This window comes from Pseudomonas sp. F1_0610, assembly GCF_047470865.1.
Taxonomy (GTDB): domain Bacteria; phylum Pseudomonadota; class Gammaproteobacteria; order Pseudomonadales; family Pseudomonadaceae; genus JAZDRH01.
The window spans coordinates 175,361-199,973 of the sequence record NZ_JAZDRH010000003.1 but is presented as its reverse complement, the minus strand read 5'-3'; the positions used below and the strand labels follow the sequence as shown (position 1 = coordinate 199,973).

At 43.6% G+C, this 24,613-nt stretch carries 17 protein-coding genes; all 17 read left to right on the top strand.

The features are described from left to right. Window positions 1-7 precede the first annotated feature (7 nt). The 17 genes from VQ643_RS03280 (at window position 8) to VQ643_RS03200 (ending at window position 24,564) form a co-directional block, all read left to right on the top strand. Window positions 8-514, top strand: coding sequence for a hypothetical protein (locus tag VQ643_RS03280; RefSeq protein WP_414197841.1), 507 nt, complete (start codon window positions 8-10; stop codon window positions 512-514). Between the two features lie 2 nt (window positions 515-516). Next, window positions 517-852 carry a hypothetical protein gene (locus VQ643_RS03275; protein ID WP_414197840.1) on the top strand — a complete coding sequence of 112 codons (336 nt, stop codon included), beginning with the start codon at window positions 517-519 and terminating at the stop codon, window positions 850-852. Between the two features lie 5 nt (window positions 853-857). Continuing rightward, window positions 858-4,892, top strand: a complete 4,035-nt coding sequence (locus VQ643_RS03270; RefSeq protein ID WP_414197839.1) for a PilC/PilY family type IV pilus protein — start codon at window positions 858-860, stop codon at window positions 4,890-4,892. Continuing rightward, complete coding sequence (locus VQ643_RS03265; RefSeq protein ID WP_414197838.1) at window positions 4,892-5,290, top strand: type IV pilin protein; 399 nt, start codon at window positions 4,892-4,894, stop codon at window positions 5,288-5,290. Before VQ643_RS03270 ends, VQ643_RS03265 begins: the two co-directional genes overlap by 1 nt. Window positions 5,291-5,504: 214 nt before the next feature. Then, complete coding sequence (locus VQ643_RS03260; RefSeq protein WP_414197837.1) at window positions 5,505-7,001, top strand: SrfA family protein; 1,497 nt, start codon at window positions 5,505-5,507, stop codon at window positions 6,999-7,001. 17 nt (window positions 7,002-7,018) lie between these two features. Beyond that, window positions 7,019-10,123 (top strand): virulence factor SrfB, encoded by a 3,105-nt coding sequence (locus VQ643_RS03255; protein ID WP_414197836.1) that lies wholly within the window; start codon window positions 7,019-7,021, stop codon window positions 10,121-10,123. Continuing rightward, window positions 10,120-12,819, top strand: a complete 2,700-nt coding sequence (locus VQ643_RS03250) for a putative virulence factor (protein ID WP_414197835.1) — start codon at window positions 10,120-10,122, stop codon at window positions 12,817-12,819. The genes VQ643_RS03255 and VQ643_RS03250 overlap by 4 nt, the downstream gene beginning before the upstream one ends. A gap of 6 nt (window positions 12,820-12,825) precedes the next feature. Next, window positions 12,826-13,857 carry a hypothetical protein gene (locus VQ643_RS03245; RefSeq protein ID WP_414197834.1) on the top strand — a complete coding sequence of 344 codons (1,032 nt, stop codon included), beginning with the start codon at window positions 12,826-12,828 and terminating at the stop codon, window positions 13,855-13,857. Continuing rightward, the gene (locus tag VQ643_RS03240; RefSeq protein WP_414197833.1) at window positions 13,854-15,809 is read left to right on the top strand and encodes a vWA domain-containing protein; all 1,956 of its coding nucleotides are present in this window, start codon (window positions 13,854-13,856) and stop codon (window positions 15,807-15,809) included. Before VQ643_RS03245 ends, VQ643_RS03240 begins: the two co-directional genes overlap by 4 nt. Then, window positions 15,809-16,510 carry an ABC transporter ATP-binding protein gene (locus VQ643_RS03235; RefSeq protein ID WP_414197832.1) on the top strand — a complete coding sequence of 234 codons (702 nt, stop codon included), beginning with the start codon at window positions 15,809-15,811 and terminating at the stop codon, window positions 16,508-16,510. The genes VQ643_RS03240 and VQ643_RS03235 overlap by 1 nt, the downstream gene beginning before the upstream one ends. Next, window positions 16,491-17,714 (top strand): ABC transporter permease, encoded by a 1,224-nt coding sequence (locus VQ643_RS03230; RefSeq protein WP_414197831.1) that lies wholly within the window; start codon window positions 16,491-16,493, stop codon window positions 17,712-17,714. The genes VQ643_RS03235 and VQ643_RS03230 overlap by 20 nt, the downstream gene beginning before the upstream one ends. A 121-nt stretch (window positions 17,715-17,835) precedes the next feature. Continuing rightward, window positions 17,836-19,245, top strand: coding sequence for an SUMF1/EgtB/PvdO family nonheme iron enzyme (locus VQ643_RS03225; protein ID WP_414197854.1), 1,410 nt, complete (start codon window positions 17,836-17,838; stop codon window positions 19,243-19,245). A gap of 23 nt (window positions 19,246-19,268) precedes the next feature. Then, window positions 19,269-19,991 carry a hypothetical protein gene (locus VQ643_RS03220; RefSeq protein WP_414197830.1) on the top strand — a complete coding sequence of 241 codons (723 nt, stop codon included), beginning with the start codon at window positions 19,269-19,271 and terminating at the stop codon, window positions 19,989-19,991. 4 nt (window positions 19,992-19,995) lie between these two features. Next, window positions 19,996-20,499 carry a hypothetical protein gene (locus tag VQ643_RS03215; RefSeq protein ID WP_414197829.1) on the top strand — a complete coding sequence of 168 codons (504 nt, stop codon included), beginning with the start codon at window positions 19,996-19,998 and terminating at the stop codon, window positions 20,497-20,499. Between the two features lie 43 nt (window positions 20,500-20,542). Beyond that, the gene (locus VQ643_RS03210) at window positions 20,543-21,349 is read left to right on the top strand and encodes a hypothetical protein (protein WP_414197828.1); all 807 of its coding nucleotides are present in this window, start codon (window positions 20,543-20,545) and stop codon (window positions 21,347-21,349) included. Between the two features lie 198 nt (window positions 21,350-21,547). Further along, window positions 21,548-22,969: a hypothetical protein gene (locus VQ643_RS03205; RefSeq protein ID WP_414197827.1), complete on the top strand. Its 1,422-nt coding sequence runs from the start codon at window positions 21,548-21,550 to the stop codon at window positions 22,967-22,969. An 80-nt stretch (window positions 22,970-23,049) separates the two neighbouring features. Continuing rightward, complete coding sequence (locus VQ643_RS03200; RefSeq protein ID WP_414197826.1) at window positions 23,050-24,564, top strand: hypothetical protein; 1,515 nt, start codon at window positions 23,050-23,052, stop codon at window positions 24,562-24,564. Window positions 24,565-24,613 lie beyond the last annotated feature (49 nt).

Genomic DNA, 24,613 nt, shown 5'->3' with positions numbered 1-24,613 from the left:
TATTAGTATGAATTACTACTTATTAAATAAGCAAAAAGGCTCAACATTAATTATTGGTTTAGTTTTTTTAGTCATTATGATGTTAGCTGCTGCAACAGGGTTAAAGTTTGCTAATTTTGAAGAGTCAATGTCTGGTCACGCTCAAACAAAAAACTATATTTTTCAACAAGCACAAAGTGAACTTGCATTTAGGTTAAATAGTTTCAATAGTTCTGCAAAAGAGCGCGATTTTTTATTTGAAGCTCTACAGCAACCAGTTGATACAGATATAGAAATACTAAAAACTTTACCTGGCACGTCCCGCGCTCAAGTCGAAATAAAAAACAAATCAGGTTTAAAAGATATTCGTGAAACAAAACTAAGATTTGTTAAAGATACAAGCTGCGGCGACGGTTCAAGCTTAGATCGGTTTGTATGCATTGATTACGAGTTAGAAACTAAAGCAGTTACTGAAAGCAAAGTAAGCAGCAACCAGTTTCAGGGATTAACCTTTCAGAACAACATTAAGAATTAATTATGAAAAAACTATCTTATTTATTATTTTTTTTAATACCCTTTACACACTTGGTTAGCGCTAATAACAGCACAGATGGAATCGATATTATTGAGTATAAAAAATTAATTATAAACTGGTCACCAAATACAGACTCGTTAGGCAGCATCTTAGCTATACCTTATTGCAATGAGTGCGATGCCACCCGGTACAAGATAACTAAAAGCACTCAATTATTTATATTATCAAATCCTCAACCTATAGAGATTTTACGTAATAAAGTTGATTGGACTGGTGCTATTGGTGCTGATTTATCAAAAAGCGAAGATGCCTTAATAGTTAAGATTTACGGAGAATAGTTAGCATGCCATTATTTAAACTTAAACCTTTAACTACCGTTATATTAAGTTTCTTCTTTACAAGCACTGCATTACAGACCGCTTGGGCTGATGATACAGAAATTTATGTTCCTAAAGATGTACCAGCAGATCAACAAGTAAGGCCTAATATTCTGTTTGTTTTGGACTCATCAGGATCAATGGGGTCGACTGTCAATGGAACCAACCCACGGCAAACAAGAATTCAAGTATTACATGCCGTAGTTAAAAACTTAATTACTGATTTATCTGCTCAGCGTAATGTTAATATTGGCATCATGGAATACTACTGGAGTGGACAACGTGGTATTTTGCGCCAACAGATTACACATGCAACACCAGAAAATAAAAATCACTCATTAGAGATTGTTGGAACCATTGAAGATAATGGTAATACACCTCTTCAAGAAACTTATTACAGCGCCTATCAATACCTTTACGGAGAACCTGTCAACTATAGCTTTAGCACTAAACGGCAAGATAATGGTTCAAGAATAACACGCGCGCCCTCTAAAAACTTTGGTACACCTATCCAACACAGCTGCCAAAAAACACATATTATTTATGTAACTGATGGCGCTCCAACTTCTGATGGTTATAAAGCGCAAATCCAGCAACTTGCTCGCCATAATAAAGTATTCACGGATAAGAACTGCGGTAATGGTGGCCAAGCTCGCTGCATGCGTGCCCTTTCTGAATATATGGCTAATAATAATATGGGGGAAAAAGGCACTTTCCCTAACCCGACAGGCCGTATTCAAACCGTTACCAGTCACTTTATTGGTTTTGCTTTAGATCTGCCTTTTCTACGTGAAGCTGCAGAAGTGAGTGGCGGTAAATATTACTCTTCAAACAACGTTTCAGGTTTAACTGAGGCATTAAAGTCGATCGTTGTTGATATCACGGCGGAAAATACAAGCTTCGCAGCACCAAGTGTGGCAGTCAGCGCTTATAACAATCTTAATTTTCGTAACGAACTGTATTACGCCCTATTTAGACCAGCCGAAGGTGCTAATTGGATTGGGAATGTAAAAAAATACAAACTGATTACCCGTGATGACAAAGGACAATCTTTAGCGTCTCCAATGATTGTTGGTGAGGATGGTAAAGCGGCTGTTGATGACACTACAGGTTTTTTCAAAGATTCTGCTAAAAGCTTTTGGTCAACTGAAGTTGATGGTTCTGATGTCGGCCGTGGTGGTTTTGCTCAACAGTTAACACCAGCAGCCCGCACTATTTATACATGGACAGGCTCTGACCTTAAATTAGATAGTTCCTCTACAACCAGCTTGGAAAAACTTGTTAATAAAGGCTCGCTTGCTCCAGCAATAACTAACAAAATTTCTTATACTCAACTAGGTGCAGCCAACGAAAACCATAAAAACTCTATTCTTCGTTGGATTCATGGCTATAACAAAACCAATGGTACTGCCCGCAATACTATTGGTGATGTATTACATAACGAACCTCGTTTAGTGGCTTATACCACTGATGAATCTCCTAATAACGATGGTACAAAAGAACAGTTAGTTATGTTTTTTGGTACCAACGAAGGATTCCTCCATGCAGTGGACCCTAAAGATGGCAAAGAACATTTTGCGTTTCTTCCAAAAGAGCTACTCAGCGTGCCTGCTAAATACCATGACAACTACCAAGGCTTTGGACGCAAGGCATATGGTTTAGATGGTTTTATCTCTGTATGGACTGAATACTCTGCACTTTCAACCAAAAAAACAAGAACAGCCCAAAAAGTAAATCTTTACGCTGGCATGCGCCGAGGCGGCAGTAACTACTATGCTTTAGATGTACTTGACTATAAAACACCAAAACTCAAATGGGTAATTAAAGGGGCATACAACCCAGAAGATGAAATATCAAAAGGTTTTGAATCACTCGGACTCACGTTTTCTGCCCCAAAATTAGCTGACATTAATATCAATGGCAAAAAAACCAAGGTGCTAATTTTTACTGGCGGCTATGATAAGTTGCATGACGAAACCAGCACCAGTAAGCCTAAAGATGACGAGCTTGGTAATGCACTCTACATTGTCGATGCTGATTCAGGAAAGCTGTTATGGCGTGCTGAAAAGCACAATAGAGGTAACCTGCAAATCCGTGAAATGACAAACAGCATGCCTGCTAGCCCTACCTTAATAGATAGCAATAGCGATGGCCTGATTGACATTATTTATGTGTCAGATTTACGTGGGCAAATTTTCCGTTTCGATATCAATAATGCCAATAGTTCCGCTACGCCTGATATTAACGGCCGATTATTTGCTAGCCTTGCAGGAACTACTATTAATGATAACCGCCGTTTCTTTAACTCACCTGATGTTGCTCTAATTCGTGATCAAGGTCAGAAGCCATACTATACCGTTTCAATTGGCAGTGGCTTTAGAGAAAGTCCATTACATGACCAAATTGATGATCGTTTTTATGTGCTACGTGACCCAAATACCGCGGCAAACTCTAATACTTCCAGTACAGTTATTACTGAATCGACTTTAACTGATGTATCTGGGTTAGAGAACAATACACAAAAAGCAAAAGAGGCTTATGCACGTATTGCTGGATATGAAGATGAAATTAACCGCTTAAACCAAGCAGTGCGTGATGCTGAAGCTGCCTTCGAGCAACTGAAAGAACAAACAGGCTATAACAAAGTCTATGAGGAATATTTAGCAAACACACAGTTAGTTGACCAACTCCAAGCTGACATTGATAAGCGCCTTGATGACCATTACAAGGATATAGAAAAAACCAACTATAAAAATCAACTTTTCTTTGATCAACACGCTGAAGAGACCCATACACAAGCTGTGCTATTAGAGCAGGCCCTTGAGTGGCAAAATACACTAAAAGCTTTAAATCAAGGCTCTAATGTAGACAAAATACTAGCGCAAGAGCTAGCAAAACGCCTGAGTGCTATTGTTACACTGCATAATGATACTGAGCAAAATAATCAAACCATTTTGGAACACGAAAACTTTCTGTTAATACATCAAAATGATCCTGAGTTAACCAATGCTCTGCGCAGCGAGATTAACCAGCGTTATCCTAGTATTGATTTAAGTGATCCTGCTGTAGGTGATTTTTTAGATATAGCAAACCAAGTTGAAGCTGAAATTAACAAGATGCATGATGATTTCAAGCAAAGCACTAACACTCAGAAACGAACTGATATTGCACGCAATAGTCATGATATAAAAAATAAATTAAACGAAATTACACAAGCTCGCCAAAATGGAGAGAATACAGATAAACTTCTTAGTGAACTTGATACTTTATTGGGTGTAGCACCAGATAATACTGCTGACATACAAAATCTACTCAATAACAATCTTGCGCAACAAAATACAGAAATGACTGATTTAGCTAGAGCATTCAATGCACTGCAAAATGACATTAGAGCGAATGAAGCATTAATTGTTCAAGCACAAGCAACGGCTAGTGATGCACAGAAAAGAGCAGAGCAAATTGCCCTGCAAAATCACTTTGATATTGCATTTAATAAAATCGAAGAGACTCTAGAAAAAGCTGGCAACCCTAATCAAGGGATTCCTAACTTGCGTCAAAAAATTAATGAAGAGTATGCCAATTTGAATTTGACGGATAATACGTTAACTGAATCCCAGTTAGAGGATCTTAAGCGCAGCAAAGGTTTCTTCTTACGCTTAACGCGTGGAGAAAAAGTTTTAGCTGACTCAGTTTCCTTCAGAGGCAACGTGCTTTTCAGTACTTTCCGTCCAACAGGTGGAGCTATTGATGTGTGCGGCTCTGACGTTGGACGCGGAAGAACTTATGCATTAAGTTTACGTGATTCAACAGGCGCATTAAGCAAACTAGTTAATGGGGTAGAAACGCCTGTGCGGTATGTAGAACTAAATAAAAATGGAATTCCGCCATCCCCAACTGTTGTTATCGGCGAAGATGGTTCAATTATTCTGACAGGTACTGAAATTATCAGTAGTGGCGAAAATAACCAACCTGTACGTGCTACATATTGGAGAGAGCAATAATGCAAAAGGGTTTTACACTCATTGAGCTCTTGGTTGTTGTTGCTATTGTCGGGATTCTAGGTGCAATTGGGTATCCAAATTATGTGGAATACACGCTTAAAACAGATCGCACGGAAGGTAAAGCACACATTATGGCCGTACTTACTGCACAAGAACGATACTTTAATCAACATATGAGTTATACAACGGACTGGACCACGCTTGGAATTGCCAAGACATCTGAAACAGGTCGTTATGAGCTACGTCTCGTAAAGTGTTCCAATCTAGAGATTGCACAGTGTATTAATGTACAAGCCACACCAAAACGTAGCGACCCTAACTGCGGTGTACTTAGCATGGACAACAGAGGTATTAAAACCGCCTCTGGCAATAAACGTGCTGAGCAATACTGTTGGTAAAGTCTTATGACGCCTTGCCAGCCGCGCTTTTAGCGCGGCTTTTTATTTTGTACAACTTGTAATGCACGCTTATTCGCGTTTTATGTAACCTGTGACTCTATTTCCTATTTAATCTAAGCTAAACTTAAAATAGTTTTTCCGTTACATTAAGATATAGTTAGCATCTTGTATTTTATTTTGCTCACGTTCTGTATAACCCGCCTAGGAGGGGTTAATGACTGATTCTACTATCAATGGATTAGGCGGCGCTTTGCTGCGTTCTGGTCGTAGTGGCGATTATGCTGCTTTAGGTGAAGTCGGTCAGCCCGTGTATCGGGTGGCTTTACAGTTGCGTGAAGCCATTAAACGCAAGCTAGGTGCAACGCCAGAGGATGCTAGTTTTAACTATGCTGATCACTTAGCCGTGCCTCAGAGTGACCAACTAGCTGACCGCATTGATTGGTACAGCAGTCTGCCCGGTGATGTGATTCCTTGGACATCAGCCACAGAAGAAGAACGTGAATCAGCTCGCGAACAATTGCGCAGCTTTGAAGAAAAGCTCAATGCCTACGGTGCAGAACTAACTGCGCATCTAGCAAAGAAAGCAGAGCAGCGTTCTAGCTCACCTAACTCATTAGATCAACAGGTTTTTATTAAGCTATTAACCAAAGTTTTACATACGCCAACAGCTGATTATGTCTACCTTGTTAATGGTCGCCCTGTACTGACATTTTGGGGGTTCACGCTACCTAACGCTAAGCTACCAACTGATCCTTTGTTGCCGTTAATGGCTATAGCTAAGCCAGTTATTGCTGCCCCTATTGTTGAAGCAGCCCCAGAGCCTGTCATTGAAGAACCAGCACCTGCTAAGCGCCCTTGGTGGCGTTTTTGGTGGTGGTTATTGCCTTTACTGCTACTCTTACTACTGCTGTGGTTACTATTTGGTCTACGCAGTTGTGATCCAAAGCTGGCAACAGATTTAGGCATTCCTAATCTCTTAGGCGATACACCAGAGAAAGTTGAAGATCCTAAGCTTCCAGAGTTAGAAATACCAAAAATTCAGCTTCCAGATGGACGTTGGGTACCTGCTAAGTCTATGGCCGCACAAGGTTTAGAAGGCGCTTTGCCGCCAGTGCCTGAAGGTCAAGCGCCTGTAGACGCTGAACAGCCAAGCACTGATCCCGCTCAGCCACCTGAATTACCACAAGATCCACAAGCTACTCCGTCTGAGCAACCGGAAAACCCACAGCAACCGCCTGCTATTGAAGCCCCAAAAGCAGAGCAAAATCCAGATGCTCAGCAGCAACCAACGCCGCCTCAACTGCCAGAAGGTGCGCAACCACCAGCAACTGCTCAAGGGAATGACTTACAAATTCCACCTGAAGCGGCGCAAAATGGGCAAGCTGACTTCCTAAATGGTAAATGGAAAGCGGGGGCTGGCATTCAGGACAAAGAGACTGGCAAGCCTTTGCGACTAGAATATAATTTTGATAAAGGTAAAGGGCAGGTCACGGTAGAACGTGCTGACGGCATGCGTTGTACGGGTGATGTAAATGCTCAAATGAAAAGTGGTAGTTTGTCTATTGATAGCCAAGGACAAGCTAAATGTGCCGATGGATCAAGCTATGACATGCCTGCTATTACCTGTGCTCCTGGTGCAAAAAGCGCCGCAGACTGCACAGGCAACTATGGCAATACTCGCTTCCCAATGTCGATGCGCAACACACAATAACTACGGATTGATAAAGCATGCTACCGGAACTGACACAATTTGAAGACACCGTAACACTGGTCAGCAATACTGGCATTCAGTTTATGGATTTTGGCTTAAAGTTACAGGCCAACAAAGAACCCAGCGGTCAATTCGTAAAGGTAACCAACGAAACCGTTACCTTAATGGCGTACAACCCTGAAGAAGACTTTTTCTTTTATGACAAAACGCCTGAGTTGATTTCGCAAAACATTGTGAAAGGCGAGCCAGAATACGATGTTCCACTAGAACAAAGCCTAAATTTGTTAAACGGGCATTGGCTACCACTGCCCTTCTTACGTTTTATTGCACCCTATCGCTATGATCAAGGCCCAGCTAACTGGGCACGTATGCGTATCGTGCAATTAGAAGAGCCTGATATTGACGGCAACAATTACCGTTTAACTATTGGCTTTGATACTAACTTAATGCCAGCCAATGAGCATGCAAGCTATTTAGCGCCTAGCGATAAAGATGTGAATGCTGGCGTTACGTTTAAGCTTACCAATACGGTCGAACTGACTAACTGGTTCTTTACACAAGAATGGGTTAATAGCTGGATGGAAAATATTTTCCTTGAAGCTTCGACTCATTTAGATGCACAAGATATTGAAGATGCGATTGATCGTCGCGAGCCTCAAGCGCATTTACTAAACGTCCTAGCATTAATTTGCAAAACGACAGTACATAAAAGTAGCACCCAGCCAAAAATTGAAATTCCTCAAGTAAAAATAGTAAATAGCGATCGCACTAACTTATCACCTGCTATTCCTGTGGACTTAGTCCTAGACGTGGGCAACTCACGCACTTGTGGCATTTTGATTGAAAACCACGGTCAGGCGGGTTCAGGTTTAAAAAATAACTATATTTTGCAATTACGCGACTTAGTGAGACCTGAATGTGTTTACAATCACCCCTTTGAGAGCCGCATTGAATTTGCCCAAGCTGTTTTTGGTAAAGAAAACTTTGCTGTAAAAAGTGGACGTAACAACGCATTTTTATGGCCAACTATTGCCCGTGTTGGCTCTGAAGCCGGGCGCTTAGCTAGCTTACGCCGAGGCACTGAGGGCTCTACTGGCTTATCCAGCCCGAAACGCTATTTATGGGATGAATCAGCTTATGATCATGGCTGGCGGTTTAACTGTTCATTCATTAAAAATGATACGGAAGCACATGCCACTGCTGCGCCGTTCTCTCATTTAATTGATGAATATGGTGAAGCCTTATTTACACTGGATGAGCTAGATCGTTTACCCGTATTCCTACCGCGTTACAGTCGCAGCTCATTAATGACATTCATGCTGTCGGAAGTGATTGCTCAAGCACTTTGCCAAATCAATAGCCCAGCGCAACGCTCACGCCAAGGTTTAACGCACACACCTCGTCGACTGAATAGTATTACGTTGACGGTTCCACCAGGCATGGCACAAGCTGAGCGTGCTATTTTGCAAGACCGCTTGAACCAGGCCATTGGCTTAGTATGGAAAAGTCTTGGCTGGCATAAAGGTGATGAAAATCCATTTAAAGCGCCACATGATCAAAGCACTGGCATAGATATTCCAATGCCAATAGTACCGCTACCACAAACACGCGTAGAGTGGGACGAAGCCTCATGTGGGCAATTGGTATATCTCTATACAGAGATCAACGAAAACTTTGCCAGCCATCCAGAAGAGTTTTTCAAAGCAATTGCGCGCCCTGACAAAGAACTGACGGCTGGCAAAGAAAAAATCACCTTAGCCACTATTGATATTGGCGGCGGCACCACCGACCTTGTTATTACAGACTATCGTTTAGATCGCGCAGGCGGCACTAGCAGCGGTAGTAATGTGCATATAGTGCCAAAACAACGCTTTCGTGACAGCTTCAAAGTGGCGGGCGATGATATTGTTCTAGATGTTATCCAAACCTTCGTTCTACCCAGCTTAAGCCATGCGCTTAGCAACCTTGGCGTACGTGAGCCTGAATCCTTAATGTCTGTGTTATGTGGCAATGAGTCCGTCAGTACGCAAAATGAGATTTATCGCCAACAGCTCACCTTACAAGTATTCTCGCCGATCGCGTTGAATATTCTAAAAACGTATGAGCAATTTGACCCAGAAACGCCTGAAGGACGCCGTAACTTTGCCTTTGCAGAACTAATGCAAGGCTCGCGCGCCAGCCAAGAAGTGCAAGACTTTGTACTAGGTGCGATTCGACGTAACCTTGGTACCGCCGATGTGAGTTTTGACTTACATAGTGTGCAATTGACAGTGGATCTTGCCAAATTACATGGCATGTTCTTATCGCGCGATGTGACAATTATGGATGCGCTTTCAAGCCTGTGTGAAGTTATCACTCAATATCCATGTGATGTGCTGTTGCTGACAGGCCGTCCTTCGCGCCTACCTGGTGTACAAGCCTTCCTGCGTAAGAATTTACCTTTACCGCCAGGCCGTATTATTCCGATGCAAAGTTACCACACGGGCGGTTGGTACCCATTCCATCGCAATGGCATGATTGATGACCCAAAAACCACAGCATCTGTTGGTGCTATGCTATGTTTGTTGGCCGCTAATCATAATATTCAAAACTTCTATTTCCGCTCAATTGACCTTAAACCTTATTCAACCATCCGCTATTTTGGCATCATTGATAAGGACAACTATATTGGTCAAGGCGACGTGCTATACAACAACATTAAAACTCAAGACAACGCTATTGTGTTGCCAACAGTAGACGGGACAGAGGATGGTGAAACGCCACAGCTTGAGCTTCGTGGTGATATTCGCCTAGGTTTCCGCCAGCTACCTATTAAACGCTGGAGTGCTTCACCGCTCTACACCTTGCGTTTTACGCCACAAGGCAAGGAAAAATATAACCGCGCCTCGGCACAGAGTAACGACCTTCCTGTACTGAGAGTTCGTTTAAAAGTAAGTGCCAAAGAAAGCGAGAAAAAGATGGGCATTATTAGTGACCGCCTAGTGATCGACCGTGTGGAATGTAATGTGCAAACCAGCTTTAACGCCCGCGCTGATCTCAAACTAGAGCTAAATACTATGCTTGACTCAGATATGAGCGATACTAACTATTGGCTAGACAGTGGAAGTGTGAAACGCAAATGAACCCAAATACATTAACTGCGCAGCAGCAACAACTGATTAGCAAATGGGGAAAAATCTACGACGGTGCTGAACAAGCATTAAACTGGATTGAGGAAGTTCGCCCAAATGCACCACGTCTAGACGCCGAAGCCGATGCTTTCAATCTCAAGCTCTATCGTGCACGTAACCTAGCTAAAAGCTTAAAACGCGTAGCAGGCACGCCAATGACGGTGGGCTTCTTTGGCCTTTCACAAGCGGGGAAGTCCTATCTTATTTCGGCTTTGGCAGCCGATGATAGTGGCGAACTAGAAACCGATATTGGTGGTGGCTCACGGTTAAACTTTATAGACCATTTCAACCCTATTGGCAGTGGTAAAGAAGCTACTGGCCTAGTAACACGTTTTACCTGTCAAGGTAGCACAGTTGAAGATGCCAACTACCCTTTGGAGTTGCGCTTATTCAATGAAATTGAAGTGGCTATGATTCTTGCCAACTCATGGTTTGAAGATTTTGACCAAGAACGCATTGATTTTGAAATCACTGAAGAGCTTATTGCGCAAACCTTAGCACCATTTGATGACTTAGTATGCTCCTCACCTGTTCCAGGAATTATTGCCGAAGATATCGTTGCTTTGGCAGACTATCTACGTAACAACTACCGTAGTTCTGTTAGTAAACTTGAAGCCAACTACTGGCCTCGCTTGATTCAAATTGCGCCTTATCTAAGTGTTAGCCAACGTGCACAAGTACTGTCTATTATATGGGGACAACAAGGCTTAATCAGCCAAACCTATGTGCAATTAGTCGGGGCACTGCATCAGCTAGGTCTTCCTGAGAAAATTTTTGCGCCTATTAATGTGTTAGTGCAAAACAAAGATGGCAAGCTAGTACAAACTAACAGCATTATGAACGTCAACACGCTGAGCATGTTAATGACAGCGCGTGATATCCCATTGCAAGTACGCCCTTTTAACAATGGGCAACTGGGCAACCCTACGCAAATTCTAACGGGTCAGCTAACGGCACTGACTACAGAATTAGTTTTTCCACTCGCTAATCCACCCAAAGATGCCATTGTAGAGCAAGTCGATCTACTCGACTTCCCTGGCTATCGTACACGTCAAAAGCTGTTAAAAATCGAAGATGCGGTTGAAAGTGGCGATAATGCCAGCCCTGTTTCGCGCTTAATTTTGCGGGGCAAAGTCGCCTATTTGTTTGAACGCTATACCACCTTCCAAGAAATGAATGCCTTGGTTATGTGTACAAGCTCTTTCAAACAAAGTGAAGTTGTGACTGTAGGTCCTGTGCTTAGTCAATGGATCAGCAAAACACAAGGCGCTACTCCAGAAGAACGTAAAGGCCGTAATGGCTTAATCTGGGCGCTGACCATGATGGACGGCTTTATTACTAACGCGCTCAATCTGAAAAAAGAGCAAATGGCAGAATCCTGTGAAAACATGATTAACCTGACCATGGTGGAGCGCTTTGGTAACTTTGACTGGATGAAGGAATGGGCGCCTAACCAAGCATTTAACAATACGTTCTTGGTGCGTAAACCACGTTTACAAACACCATTTATCCAGCTAGATGGCGAAGAAAATGAAACAGGTATTATTGATCAATTTTCAGAAAAACTGGCTGATCTGCGCGAAACTATTATTAATACCGACCCTGTAAAAGCCCATGTAGCACAGATTGACCAAGCATGGGATGCCATGTTAGGGCTAAATGATGGTGGTATTACCCGCTTTAGTAGCAGCTTTACAGGCATTGCCAACCTTGACTTCAAACTTAGTCGCATCAATCAACAATGGGAACAATGGCATGAATCCGTTACCTCTGGCTTAAAACGCTGGTACCAAGAAGATGGTGATGCCGCGCTGGGCGAGAAGAAAGCAAAAGCGCAATTAATTCTACAAAACCTAGGTCCACAGTCTGCCTCTATTGGCGAGTTAATGAATTATTTAGCTATTCCTGATGATACGCTGCGTAACCTCTATCTTAGTGGTGTATATGAAGAAGATAGCCATGAGGACGAAGGCGAGGAAGGTAGCAAACCTGCTGACAGCGCACCTAACTTCTATGGCAACGACAGCGGTTTTGATTTTGGTAATATTTTTTCTAACGAACCTGCTCCTGTCGCAGAAAACCAAACCCGTAAAATAAACAGCCATGAGCATCGTTTTGCCAAAGCTGTATTTAGTGCATGGGTAAAACACTTGCGTGAATTATCCGAACGTCAGCAAGTATTAGGTATTTTGCGCTTAAGTCGTGAAGCCATTACAGCACTCACAGACGAGATCATTACCGCAAGCTACCGCTATGAGCTACAAGAAAAGCTAACTGAAGCCTTACTAGCGCATACACAAACGGGCACACGCCGCGAGCAAACCGTCGAAAAACAAGTGCTGACAACGCAAATTATTTTGCAAGACTACATTGCGTGGCTAGGCAATTTGAATCTAGCTAAAGATCAGCGTCCTGTTCGTATGCAAAACCAGCCCGGCCATGTGTTTGACTATTACGACACTGAAGGCCCAGCTGACTTACCGCAACTTGGTGAAAAGCCAGAAGATCCAAGCCGTCGTTATTTATTTGACTGGTTTACTGCTATTGTTGATATCACCTTAAATAATGCGGGTCACAGTCAAGGCCGCGAAATTAGCTTAGAGCAAAATAATGCGCTAGGTCGTGTTTTGGAAACTTTTGAAGGTTAATCCCCAATGAGAATTAATGTCCGCCTTATGCCACTCACGCCCAACTATCCTGGGCGGGCAAAAATGTGCATCCGCAACTGGGAAGGCGCTATATCTGGCCTTTCTTTCTCAGTGCAACGTAACCAAGACGGTAATTACTTAGATGGTAGCCAGAACACCTGGAATAGCAGCCCTTATTGGTTCATGCTAAGCGATCTAGAAAGCCTAGGTGATGACTTGTCAGTCGATGTTGGCGCAGATCTTATTGACCCTATTCTAGAAAATATTAACGCCAACTATCGCATTACTGTGCGTGATGAAACTGGCGCACAAGGCATGGGCATTCTCAAGCCTGAAGCCAGTTTACTGCCTTCTAGCGCGCTAGGTAGCAGCCAAGATCACCAAGCTAAAGGGCAACTGGCCAAGCCTGCTGCGCCCATTGCAGAACCTGAGCCTGAAGTTATTCCTGAGCCAGAACCAGAAATCACGCCTGAACCTGAGCCAGAACCTATTGTAGCTGAACCAGAACCAGCCCCCGAACCAGCACCAATGCCTCCTCCTGCACCGCCTATGGCGGAAAAAAAGAAAGGCGGCAAAGGATTATTAATTATTCTGCTATTGGTAATTGTACTGGCTATTATTGGCGCCGCTGTCTGGTGGTTGTTAAATCAGAAACCGAGTGCGCCCAGCTCAGCAGAACCTGAGAATAAAGGTGGCAGTTGCTCCGTAGACAGTATGAAATCTGAAAACGAGCTAAGCTTTATTCAAAGCTGCTTAAAAGAAACAAAAGATAGCAAGGCGATTCTAGAGGTCATCCAGCAGGCTAAAAGCAATAATCACTGTGGTATTGCACAACGTCTATATGCCAACCGTGCACAAGCAGGTGATGTGCTAATCGCACTAGCTTACGCCAAAGAATATGATCCTAAATTCTACCAATCTAACGCTTGCTTTAAAGAAGCCGATGCCAGCACTGCAAGCTACTGGTATGAAACCGTAATTTTAAACGAGCCTAACAATACTGAAGCTAAACAACGCTTAGAGGAATTGGCGCCGTGAAACTCAATCTATCTCACCTAGCGCTAGCTTTAGCTAGCGTTTTCAGTGCTCAAGCCGCACTGGCCGCAGATAAACCACTGCTGCAAGAAGGTAAAAAAACACTCTACCAGCGTGTGTTAACAACACCAGGCTGCAAATTGGCAGACCAAGCTGGGCAACGTACAGGCAAAGAACAAGCCGCATTTAGCCGCTTTTATGTGTATGAACGCAATAACAGCACAGGTGGCGAATGGCTAAAAGTAGGCCCTGATAGCTATGGTAAAACTGTCGGCTGGCTACCCGCTAACTGTACAGTCGATTGGAAAATGCAGCTAACGCTAGCATTCACCAACCCCGCTAACCGGGATCGTTTACTCTTTTTTAAAGAACGTAAAGACTTAGAAAGCATACTCGACGCTAGTAACCCTGCGGCTGCTGTGGCGCCATTGCGTAGTTCCTTAAAAGCCAACAACAGCGCCAAGGGTGTTGTTGCACAGGAGCCTGAGTTCTACATTGATTTACAAAAGCAGTTTTATCTATTGCCGATTTTAAGCGGCGAAGAAGTCATGACGGAAGAAGGCTTCCGCACCCGTGTTCTCAATGTTGCCTCGGTTAGCAAAGAAGATGCGCAAAACTCAGCTACAGGTGGTGCACGTGCTGTTAATACGACTAGTCAGTTAAAAGAGTTTAGCGCTTCGGTTGTATTTGTTATTGACTCCACTATTTCCATGCAGCCCTATATTGAGCGTACACGCCAAGCTGTTGAGAATGTTTATAAGCGTGTGGAGTCTGAAAACCTAGGAAAGCAAGTTAAATTTGGCTTGGTTTCATTTCGTAGCAGTATTAAAGATCGCCCAGGATTGGAATACGTCAGTAAAATGTATGCCGATCCAAGCACCGTTAAAGATGGCGCTGACTTCTTAAATAAAATCAAAAGCTTAAAGCAAGCCAGTGTTTCCACAGCCTACTGGTATGAAGATCCACTCGCAGGTGTTATGCAAGCCCTTGACCAAGTCAAATGGAACGAGTTTGGTGCACGCTATATCATCCTTATTACGGATGCTAGTGGCATGGAAGGTGATGACCCGCTTAGCTCAACGGGTTTAAATCCTGATCAAGTGCGTCTTGAAGCCAGCAAATCTGGTGTGGCAATCTATACCCTACACTTGAAAACACCGCAAGGTGTTAAAGACCATGCACGCGCTGAAGCCCAATATCAAACCCTTTCTACTTACACGCCAACCAATACATCACTCTACTATCCTGTTAATGCCGGTGATGTAAATGAGTTTGGGCAAAAAGTAGATGCGCTAGCCAATGCCATCACAAGCCAAGTTAAAGCCGCCTATTTAGGTGATAATGCTATTGGTAGTGCAGCCAATGCCGAAGCCCCTAATAAAGACAAAATGTTGGAAGATGCCAAACTCATTGGACATGCTATGCAACTGTCTTATTTGGGCGCAAAAACAGGGGCTAAAGCGCCGCCTGTTTTCCAAGCGTGGATTAGCGATCGCGACCTAGTCAAACAGAATATTCCAACCACAGATGTGCGTGTTTTACTCACCAAAGCGCAACTAAGTGATCTTAGCGACATCATGAAAGAAATTTTAGATGCGGCTAACGAAGGCCTCATTTCTCCGTCAGAAATGTTCAGCCGTTTACGTAGCGTAGCTGCCACTATGGGGACCGACCCTAACCAATTGCAGCAAAAAGATAATGTAAAACTCGCTGAACTGGGTGTAATGGGTGAATACTTGGAAGATCTACCCTACCAAAGTGAAGTGCTGAATCTGGACGAAGAAACATGGAAAGGCTGGGACGGTCTAGCTCAAGAAAAGTTTATTCGTAATGTCAGCACCAAACTACGCCATTACCAACGTTATAACGCTGATGTCGACCGCTGGGTAAAACTCAGTGAAAGTGCCGACGCACGTGAAGACGTTTATCCTGTGCCTCTTGAGATGATGCCTTAATGCTTAGCATTGCAGGATTAAACATAACCCGTGGAGCAGGGGCGCAACAACATTGCGTGACCCTGCCCGAACTTAAGCTCGATGCAGGGCAAGTGCTCGCTGTAACTGGCGAGAGTGGCTGTGGAAAAAGTACCTTATTGGAAGCTATTGGGTTATTACTAAAACCTGAGCAAGTAAACGTATTCCAACTGGGTGATCCTAGTGTGGATATTGTGCAACTTAACGCAGCTCATAACGATAACGCACTGGCGGATATTCGCGCTCGCTATCTAGGCTTCGTGCTACAAAATGGCGGCTTATTACCCTTCCTAAATGTACGCGATAATATTCAATTACCCCGCCGTTTACTGGGTTTGACGCAAACCAGTGAACATGTTGAGCATGCCATCAATGTACTTAAACTAGAGCATTTGCTTAATAAACTACCTCAAGCCTTATCTATTGGTGAGCGCCAGCGCGTAGCCTGTATACGTGCTATCGCCCATGAGCCACAATTATTGCTAGCCGATGAACCAACCGCTGCTCTGGATCCACACAGTGCCCATCGTTTATTTGAGCTTTTTTTAGAGCTGGTAGCAGAACTTAAACTCAGCGCTTTAGTCGTCTCACACGACTGGTCACTCGTCAAAGAGTTTGAGCTGCCTACCCTGCAAGCTAACTGTCAACCTGGAGTAACTAGCTTTGTCCTCTGCGACTCATAGTTTGGCATTATTGCTGCGACTGGCCTGTCGCGACCTTTGGCATGACCGCAAGGTCTCTTTTTGTATTGGCGCTTCTCTTGTCGCTGTAATAGCTCCTTTGTTGTTGTTATTTGGTCTTAAATACGGTGTTGTTAATCAGCTGCAAGAAGACTTACTGCAAGACCCACGTAATCTAGAAATCAAAATGCTTTCTAGCGGCAACTACACAACAGAATGGATAGAACAGTTACAGCAACAAGCCGAGGTGGGTTTTGCCATTGGGCAAACACGCTCATTAAATACGCAAGCCGACCTAATTGTGGATAACCGCCGTTTTGTAGAAAACGCTGAAATTATCCCTACAGCAGCCAAAGATCCCCTACTCAACACTGAACTGAGCCAACTTACAGACCAGCAAACAATTCTCAGTGCGGCGGCCGCCCAGCGTTTAAATATTCAGGTTGGCGATACCCTTCGTTTACGTGCATCACGCAAGCTAGATAACGTCAATGAGCGCGGTGAACTGCAACTACAGGTAGTTGCCATTCTGGATGCTACTCGCTTCTCTCGTCCTGCTGCTTTTGTTAGTCAACCTCGCCTTATTAGCTTAGAGCAATTTCGAGATGGCGTGCTTATTCCTGATTACGGCTTAACTACTGGTAGCGCATTAAGCACACAAGCCACTACATTTTCTAAAGTGCGTCTTTATGCTGCGCATATTGATGCTGTTAAACCTATTATTAATCAGTTAGAGCAACAACATATTGAAACCAGCAGTCGATTAGCTGAGATTGAAAATGTCAAAGCTATTAATAAGGTACTTGGACTCATTTTTGCTGTGATTGCCTTAACGGCTTTGATTGGCTGTATAGCTTCACTTATTGGTGCTTTTTTAGCCAATATTGACCGCAAACGCAAAGACCTTGCTGTTCTACGCCTATTAGGTTTTACCAAGTTTTCTGTCGCTTTCTATGTTGTTATACAAGCCTTATTAATTACTTTACTCGCCTATGTGGTAGGTCTAGGCTTATACAGCTTAGGTAGCGAATTATTTAATAGTGTTTTGGTTAGCAGCGAAAATACTAATAACTTTGCCTGCAAAATAACCTTCACCCATGGCGTACTTGCTTTATTATTAGCCGTATTGGTTGCTGTTGCAGTTTCCAGCATAGGCGCACTGCGCGCGATACGCATCCAACCTGCGGAGAGTTTACGTGAACTATAATTGGATTAAATTAAGTTTTCTTGCCACTGCGGTGAGCTTCACTACAGCGGCCAACGCACAAATTGCTTGGGACGAAAAACATTATAACCCTGCACCCAGTGCTGATGATGTAATACTGCCCATGCCTTGTGATGGTGCTATGGTATTTCGTAAGGTATTTATTCCCTCAACCAATCCGCTAGATGACTATGCCGTCCAACTTGGACAAGACAGCGACGAATGGGGCTATATCGAACACACACGCCCTACATTTATTGCAGGTAGTTTTACTGAAGCCAATAAAAAGTCACGCTATTACTTAATGGCCAAGTATGAAATGACTCAGCTTCAATATCAGGCTTTAACTGCAAACGAATGTCCTCAGCCATCGAACAAGCTGCGTTTACCTGTAGTAGGCACTAGTTGGATTAACGCAATGCAAGCGGCAGACACTTACAACCTGTGGTTACGTAAAAACGCAGCTAACGCCATGCCCAAAGAAGATGGCAGCATGGGCTTTGTGCGTTTACCTACCGAAGTAGAGTGGGAATTTGCAGCGCGTGGCGGACTCGAAGTGTCAACCGCCGAGTTTCGTGACAGCCGCTATCCTATGCCAGATGGCTTAAATGGCTATGAATGGTTTGCGGGCGCCCAATCATCCAATGGTAAATTACAATTAGCCGGTTTACTTAAGCCCAACCCACTGGGCTTACACGATATGTTAGGCAATACCTCTGAAATGATGTTTGAATCATTTCGTTTAAATAAACTTGATCGTAGCCACGGTCAAGCTGGCGGCTATATTGTGCGCGGCGGTAATTTCCTCACCAAACAAGCCGATATACGCAGCTCTGCACGTCGTGAGCAGTCCTACTATTCCAATGAGGGTGAAGCCACCAGCAACAGCACAGGTTTTCGTCTTGCTTTAGTAGCACCTACGCTCACTTCCCGTGAACGAGTTAGCAGTATTGAGCAAAGTTGGAAACAATTAGGTTCAGGCAATACCCAAGATGGCAGCCAAGAAACAACCAATGAGCTAAATAAGCTAGCTTCTGGCATTGAAGATAAGGCACTAAAAGAAAAGCTTAAAACTCTTGAAAATCAAGTGCGTGCCAGTAACCAGCAACAAGATGAAGCACGTAATCAAGCTATTCGCGCTAGCTTGAACTTAGGCGCGTTCTTATGCACTAAGATGCTTGATGACGGCCAATATCTTGATTTTTTACAACGCAACTATAATCTAAACTGTGAAGTGTCTGACCCAGATGAAAGCTGTGCCATGCGTAAAGAAAAGCTAGACGAGCAAAAAGACCGCCTACATAAGTTAAGCCGTTATTATGCAAGTAGCTTGGTCGATGCTGCGACACTATATGGGCAAGGTAGTATTGAGCAACAAGTGCCGGTTATGGAAGAAATTATTTCTCGTAATAAGCAGTTGCAAGAACTAAAACCCTACTTGGCAACCCACTGGAAGAATCAACAACTATTCTTACAGAAACAACAAATTAACACTAATCAGTGGCTTGAGAACTGCAAAGCAGTCGCCCGCTAACTACCTATTGGAAGGAATCCCTCATGGCTCTTCTTAATTTATCTAAAAAAGCATTAATGAGTTTTGTTGTTATTGGCAGCATTGCATTAACTGGCTGTGAAACTACTGGTAGTAGCATGGTTGATAAGGGTGCTGACCCTCGTTTAACCAATAGTGATTCTGCTAAGTTTTTTAGCAAATCCGGCTATCAAGCTTGTGCTGTTGGTGCCGGTGTTGCTGTACTGGCATGCCTAGCTTCTAACTCAAGCAATAAAGCGGGCTGTGCTATTGCAGCCGGTATTGTTTCTTGTGGGGTGGCCATGGGCGCAAACTACTACTTAGATGATCGCCGTAGTCAATACTCCAATACGACTCAACGTTTACAAGCTATGACCTATGACGTTCAGCAAGATACTGAAAAGGTAATCCAGCGCACGCAAATAGCGCAACGCGTGATTCATGACGACCAAGAGCGTATTGCGCAAATCCAGCGTGATATTAAAAATAAAAACGTTAATATCGCCCAAGCGAAAAAAGAGCTGGCCGAGATTGATAGCAATATTGCGTTATTAAACCGTGATATTACTAATATGAAAGAGAAATCAAGTGAATACAGCAAAGTGGCTGCCCAAGAGCGTCAAGATGGGGCTGGCAATCAAGTAGCCGCCATGGAACGTGAAATTGCTCGCATGAACCAGAAAGTAGCTGTGCTACAAAAAGAAGTAGATGGTTTATATCGCCAACGTTCAGCTATTACTTTAGGTTAAGCAAATGAAAAAAATTATTGTAACTACTACATTACTAAGCGTTTTAGCCTTAACTGGTTGCGCAGTAGATCAGCAAAGCTGTGATGCCACAAAAACAGACCCAAGTATGTGGGAAAAGTTAAATTGTGATACTCGCGGTGGTTATCGCCAGCAAATCACACGCAATGAAAAAGCCTTAGTAGATGCGCGTGAAGAAAATAAATTATTCCATGAAGTTTATGAAGAAATTGCGGCTCAACAAAAGGCCACCCAAGCTGACTTAGAAACGCAGCAGCGCCAGCAAGCAAAACTAAGCAAATCCCTTAACAGCTTACTCTCTCAAGTGAAAGCTAAACATGCCAACAAAGCTTCAGCACAACAGCAAATTGCAGAGCTAGAAGCACAAATCAAGAAAACCCAAAACAAAGCGGTGAGTAATGATCCTGCAGCAGTAGCAGCTAAACGTAAAGAGCTGGAAGACTTACAACGTAAAGTAAGTCGTTTACAACTCAGTTTAGGCTACGAATAACGAGTGATATACAGCGCACCTTTTAGTGCGCTGTTTTTTTATTATGCAACGTATTCAACGCAGCACCCTTACCTTTGCAGACATGGATGAGCAAAGTTTAAATACGGCTCATGCAGTGCTTACGTATTGCCCAAAACATATTGCTAGCTTATTAGCACAACCACGTGCGGGACAAAACAATCAATTAGAATGGTGGTCTCCTTTAGGCGGTCAACCTATTGCCTATGCTGATTTAACGCTTGAGCAGCGCACCACATTAGTTAATCTTTATCAGCAACGCTTAGCTTCCTTACAACAGCTAAGTCAACAAGCAAATAGCTCTGTCTTAAGCCATCTAGTGGCAACTTTACCCAAACAACCTGTTTTTGATCATCTGTACAGCCTTAACCAGCAACCTGTGCTGATTAATTGGCATCGCTACCTGCATATCCAACAACCTGACGTAATACCAGTGGTGGCAGCTGTAACACCACCGACTGCTCGTCATAAAAAATTTCATATGTGGCTATGGCTCTTGCTAATAGCGCTTATACTGGCAGCGCTAAGCGCTATTTACCTCTGGATTAGTAATAGGCCTCAGCCTGTCGTTCCAGCTCCTGTGGAAGTTTTAGTTGCACTGCCAGAACCAGAACCAGAACCAGAACCAGAACCAGAACCAGAACCTATCATTGAACCAGAAGTAGTGCCTATAACAATAGCTCCTGAACCTATTGTTGAAGCACCTAAAATAGAAGTACAGGTTGCTCCTAAGCCGACGCCTCCCAAACCCAAACCTAGGCCAAAACCAGCACCACCGCCTAAACCTAAGCCAGAGCCTAAGGTTGATCCTAGCTGTGGCTGCCCGATATAAACAAACCCAAAGCCATAGTTAATACATATAGGTTCTAATAAAAACAACTAGCAGTAGATAGTTATTTATAAAACAAAAAGCTATTTTAGTTACCGTTAAATCAATATCTATAAGTGTTATAACCGCTAAGATTCACCTTTAGCTTAAATACACCATTGTTTTATTTAATCACTCCCTCTGAAGAGCCATGGAATCGCTATGCAACGAGTAATCAGGACGAGTTATCCTTTCTCTCCAGTCAACCAAACTGCACATGAGAAAATGCAACTATTGGCTGACTTTTGCTCTCCTCACTTACTTAGCCTGTATGCTGTGGCACGTAATGGACATGATAATATTCTTGAATGGTGGTCACCCTTAGGTGGGCAACCTATTGCAGTCACAAGCTTGCCTGCTGAACAACAGCAAGCACTTCTCCAGCTTTACCAGCAACGACAAAATTCGTTATCTGATATAGCCAAGCAATTGACCCATACACAACCTGTGGTGGCCGATGCGATTAATTCGCTGATTGGTACGCCGGCATTACATAATCTCTACAGTATAGACAACCAGCCCGTACTCATTAATTGGGATAGCGAGCCACCAGTGCTGCTTGAACCTCCTCCTGTAGCTCCAGCTGTGCCTTTAGCTGTTCCTGCAGCCATTGAAGTAACAACCCAACGACGGCTATGGCCTTGGCTGCTCGCTTTGCTGTTATTGTTATTACTTTTAGGTCTACTGGCATGGTGGCTTTATCTGCACTATGGGAATAAAACAAACGCTGTAGTAACGCCTGTTGTGCCTACAGTTATTGAAGAACCGAAAAAACCAGAAGCTCAACCCGAGCCAAAACTAGAGCCAACTCCAGAGCCAGAACCTGTTATAGAAGCACCAAAGGTTATAACGCCTAAACCTGTGCCAGAACCTGTGAAAGTGGAGCCCGAAGTGGTTAAAGTTGAGCCTCCAAAGCCCAAACCTGCACCTAAGGCAGAACCCGTTAAACCTAAACCAGCTCCGACAAAACCGCCACGCAAGTTTAATAATATTGATAACTTTGCTTGTACCCCTAACCCTAAACAACCGCCACCTGAGTTTGTTGTTGTGTTTGATACTTCTGGATCAATGGGTGAACGCTACCCTGGCTCATCAAAAAGCTATTTAGATGTTAGTAAAGAAGCTTTCCGTAGCATGATCAGTAATCTGCATCCTCGTATAGATACTCGCTTAATCTATTTCACAGGCTGGTGCGGCACTAAAGATGCAGGCGTATTTACGGGGGGGCAACGTGCAGAATTAACCCAACGCGTCAATAACCTGAAACTAGGAATAGGCACGCCTATTACCCCAGGTTTATTAGATGCAGCTTCAAAAATTAACGGGCAAAGCCGTGATGCTTTAATTGTGCTCTTTATTGATGGTGCAGGTAACTGTGGTGAGAATGTCTGCGCTGTTGCGCAACGCTTAGCACGTATGAAGCCTCGTCTACAGATTAACGTTGTTGACATCACAGGGACAGGTGAAGCGCAGTGCATAGCACAAGCGACAAAGGGACGTGTGTATACCCCTAAGAACATTAATCAAATGAATGCTCAGCTGTTAGATGCCACTAAGGAAATTGGCAAGCAATGTAAGCAATAGTTTACTAGGATTAAAACTGTTCTTTGTATAGCATAGCAATATTATTTGCTTTTTTATTGTCACCACATTTGAGCCAAGATATGCAACGAGTAACTAGGACAAGCGCATCTTTTTCACCCAGCAATACAACTGCCATTGAAAAAATGCAAATGTTGGCTCGCTTCTGCCCGCCTCATTTGCTCAGCCTATTTGCCACACCACGTAAGGGCTACAGTGATACCTTAGAGTGGTGGTCGCCACTGGGCGGACAACCACAGTCAATTGCGTCCTTGCCTAAAGAAAAACAAGAAGAATTGCTTAAGCTCTATGATCAGCGCCAAGATTCATTAGCTGAACTTGCTAATCAACTTGCGGCTAAGCAACAACCTGCAGCAGCCGAAGCTATACGCTCATTACTGGGCAAGCCTAATTTAAACAATCTTTACAGTGTTGATAATCAGCCTGTCTTAATTAGTTGGGATACTGAACCACCTGTGGTTCCTGCACCACCTATTGTACCGCCCGTTGCACCTGTTGCTGCTACGGTAACTCCAGCGCCAGCGAAGCGTCGTTTATGGCCATGGTTGTTGGCACTGCTTTTACTATTGCTACTCTTAGGCCTGCTAGCATGGTGGCTCTATCTCAACCACTGGGAAAAAAAGCAACCAGAGCCAGCTATTCAGCCGCCCGTACAAATAGAAGAGCCTAAAAAAATTGAACCTGAGCCTGAGCCTACGCCAGAACCAGAGCCAGAGCCAGAGCCAGAGCCAGAGCCAATTATTGAGCCTGAGCCAGAACCTGTTGTAGAGCCAGAGCCCATTCCAGAACCTGAACCTGTTGTGGAACCGCCAAAGGTTGAGCCTGTTGTTAAGCAAGAGCCCGTGAAACCTAAGCCAGAGCCGGAGCCTAAGCCAAAACCTCAGCCTGTAAAAACTGGGCGTGTGGACAACTATGCTTGCGTGAAAGACAAAACAGAATCGCCACCTGATTTTGTTACTATCTTTGATACATCAGGTTCTATGTTGCTGAATATTAAAGCTAACCGTGCTGATGAAGATTGGATTACGGAAACCAACCGCTTATATGAGAATTATGACAATCACCCTCGTCGAGCAGCTTTACTGGCGTCACCGACGCGCGAAGAGGTTGGCAAGCAAGCTTATGTACGCATGCTATATAACCTACATCCTGATATTAATACCCGTTTAATTACCTTTAATGGCTGCCAAAAACCTGTTGATCATGGTGTGTTTTCCAATGTACAGCGACGTCAATTAGTAACGCGCTTGTCACAGATAAAAGCCTATGATGGCACACCTCTAGCGGCCAGCTTGCGCTTAGCGGCTAGTAAGGTAAATGGTGTAAGTAAAGATGCCATGATAGTCATGTTTGTTGATGGAGAAGATGGTTGTGGTGAAAACATTTGCCAACTTGCTAGCCAACTCGCCGCAAGCAAACCGCGTTTACAAGTCAATATTGTAGATATTAGTGGTGCTGGCCTATCTAACTGTGTTGCACAAGCGACCAAGGGGCGTGTGTATAACTCTCAAGATGCTAAGCGCATTAATGCATTATTCTTAGAGGCTACCAAAGAGCTTTCTAACAAGTGCCAATAAAACCAATAACTGGGGCTGTTTACTACAGCCTCAGTTTCGTTAAAGGCTA